2 protein-coding genes, 1 tRNA gene and 1 pseudogene are annotated in these 2645 nt (G+C 65.1%); 1 reads left to right on the plus strand and 3 read right to left on the minus strand.

Annotated elements, in window-relative coordinates; genetic code table 11:
* A pseudogene (locus tag ACK5M9_RS08145) lies at positions 1-485 on the plus strand (hypothetical protein); the annotation flags it as partial.
* 136 nt (positions 486-621) lie between these two features.
* On the opposite strand, the gene ACK5M9_RS08150 reads toward ACK5M9_RS08145, so the two are convergent.
* The 3 genes from ACK5M9_RS08150 to ACK5M9_RS08160 form a co-directional block, all read right to left on the minus strand.
* Positions 622-705 (minus strand) — tRNA-Leu (locus tag ACK5M9_RS08150).
* Positions 706-768: 63 nt separating this feature from the next.
* A complete protein-coding gene (locus ACK5M9_RS08155) occupies positions 769-1410 on the minus strand; it encodes a class F sortase (RefSeq protein ID WP_416892668.1) in 642 nt (213 codons plus the stop codon).
* A gap of 31 nt (positions 1411-1441) precedes the next feature.
* Entirely contained in the window at positions 1442-1741 is a 300-nt protein-coding gene (locus tag ACK5M9_RS08160; protein WP_416892669.1) for a hypothetical protein, read from the minus strand.
* Between the last annotated feature and the right edge of the window lie 904 nt (positions 1742-2645).

Raw genomic sequence — 2645 nt, forward strand, 5'->3', positions numbered from 1 at the left:
TGCTCACATTCCAGCTCGATGGCGAGGAGACGGTGTGCGAATACGCTTTTACCACTGCGGCGGACTGGAATGCGTCTTCTGAGGTTCCGGTTCCCGACGGGCTCGGGGACAGCGTCCTCAGTTTCGGGGCGAAGGGCCCGTCGTCGATACGGCTGGTCGAGCAGCTCAGCAGAGCGATCTGCGAACACAGCGGCGCCTACGGATGGTTCGAGCAAGAGATCATCGTTCCACCGGAGAAGATGCTGCGGCCGGCACCAGACCTAGCCGAGCCTCACACAGAGGCGGTCCCACCACCGGAAAAGGGACAGCCTCCGGCCCCGGCGGACGGGGGAACCCCGATGATTTCGGCGCCGATGCGGGAACGTCGGGCGGAGGAGGAGGCTCGGATGCGGCAGAGTGCCCGGCTGGGGCGGTGGGCATGGATCATCGCGTTGGGCCTAATCGCCGTGTATCTGATCTGGACATTCACGTCCGGTTCACGCTAACGCGGGCTATGCCGTTGTACCACCGGGATATCGCTGCGGATCATCCCGCCCGGAGGCAGGCGCCCTTCCCATCCTCCATGCGCGTCTTCTGCCGCACCGGTTCGCCGCCACGACGACTGCCGTTCAATACAACCAGTGCGCGAGAGAGGACTTGAACCTCCACGCCCTTGCGGGCACACGGACCTGAACCGTGCGCGTCTACCAATTCCGCCACTCGCGCCTGCCACAAGACAGCTTCGCTAGACTAGCACGCAGCCTGCCACGAACCTATTCAGCGCCGCCATCAGGACACCCGCTCCGCCTGAACAATCCAGTTGTTGAGCGAATGACCGTCGGGGTCATGTGGCGCATCCAGATCACAGCTGATCAGCGTGATCATCCGCTCCGGCCGGTCTGACTGCCACACCCAGCTATAGGTGTCATCAGCCTCGCCCGTCACAACATCTTTCGGCGCCGAAACAGCATCGGCTAGCACGCGGAAAGTCGCCTCCTCTTCGAGTCCATCGAGTTCGAAGGTCATCCGGATCAAAGCGCCACCGCGAACCTCACCAAGCTTGTAGAAGACATCCGGCTGCCCACGATGGACATTGTGACCCACCACAATGCCGCGGTACGGGGACAGATCACCGGGTCGCGTCTCCCACTGTGGTGGCCCATACCAACCCGCCACACCGGGTGGCGGTGCAAGCCATCCCTTCTTATCTAGCTGGATCAGCGAGATCTCGGCATCGACCAGTTGATTGTCGCCCTGCTCGACGATGATCCGGGTAGGGAGGCCCTCCATATCAACCAACTGGGCCGTAGGAGTCGCGGCTCCGACGGCGTCCCCCTCGGGGGCCGTTGCTGCCAACGGGCCCCGAGGCGGCGCCATCGAACGAGGAATCCAGATCTGGACTGCCACCAGCGCAGCTACCACCGTCGCCACGGCAACGATGGCAGCGCGCACCACGTGTCGCTCAGTGACGGCGGGGCCTCCTGCCACCACTCATGCCAGCCGCTGCGGCCAGCCCGAGCGTCGCCAGCGCAGCGACGGATCCGACAACCTGGCCCGGATGCGACGTGCCAGCATCGGTCTGCACCTTGCCCGGCACCACATGCTGACCAGCTGTCGCGGACGGTGCGGGTGCGACCGGCACCGCAGGCACGGTCTTGTCCGACGGTGGCGACGGGGGTCCAGGCACCGCTGGGGCCTCCTTTGATGTCTTGTCCGACGGCGGGACCAGCGGACCGGCCGGAACAGTCGACGTCTCTGGCACCGCAGGAGCCGTCTTATCCGACGGCGGCGTCACCGGAGCAGCGGGAACAGTCGACGTACCCGGACCCGGCCCAGGCGATGTCACCGTACCCGGCACAGTTGAAGTCGGCGTGCCCGACGGCGGCACGGGCGGCCCGACCGGGACCTGTGGTGAGCCTGGAGTAGGCGAGCCCACCGGGATCGGCCTCGGGGACGCTGGCGGCGGCATGGCCGGCCCCAGCGGCGTCGGCGAACCGCCGGGAGCCGGGGTGCCTGCGGGTGTCGGTGTCGTACGCCCAGTGGTTGTCAAGCCGCAGCCTTCGAGCTGACCCCGGAGTTCCCCTTCGATAACGTATTCCCCGCTGGCAGTTGCCTCAGCGATAGTCTCCACAGTGAGGGCGAAACCGGACTTTGCCACCATGGTTTCCACCGTCAGGGTGATAGTCCGCCCATCCGCACTCACGACGGGGGTACCAATCCCAGAAACTGAGGCCTGGTATCCATTCATGTAGACCTCGCCCATACCAGTTTCACTTCCGGTAACCACCTGAAGCTGCGTGCCCGACACGAACCTGAATCCCTGAGCAGCGGTCGCGGTGTAGGTCACCTCGGTCAGCGAATTGTCGGTGTAGCCATAGAGACGCACATAGGTGGACGAGCCGGAGGTCCACCCATCGGCGTTGGTCCCTCCACCAACTCCCCACTTGTAGCGAGCCGTTATATCTCCGGGAATCGTCATCGTGGCACGACCCCCGATGATCTGCTGACAAACGTCACCGGGAGGACCGCTCGGAGACGGCGAAGAAACACCCGGCGACGTCGGCGACGGCGAAGAAACACCCGGCGACGACGGCGACGGCGAAGAAACACCCGGCGACGACGGCGACGGCGAAGAAACACCCGGCGACGACGGCGACGGCGAAGAA

The organism is Mycobacterium sp. (assembly GCF_047975165.1).
In the GTDB taxonomy this organism is placed as follows: Bacteria; Actinomycetota; Actinomycetes; order Mycobacteriales; family Mycobacteriaceae; genus Mycobacterium.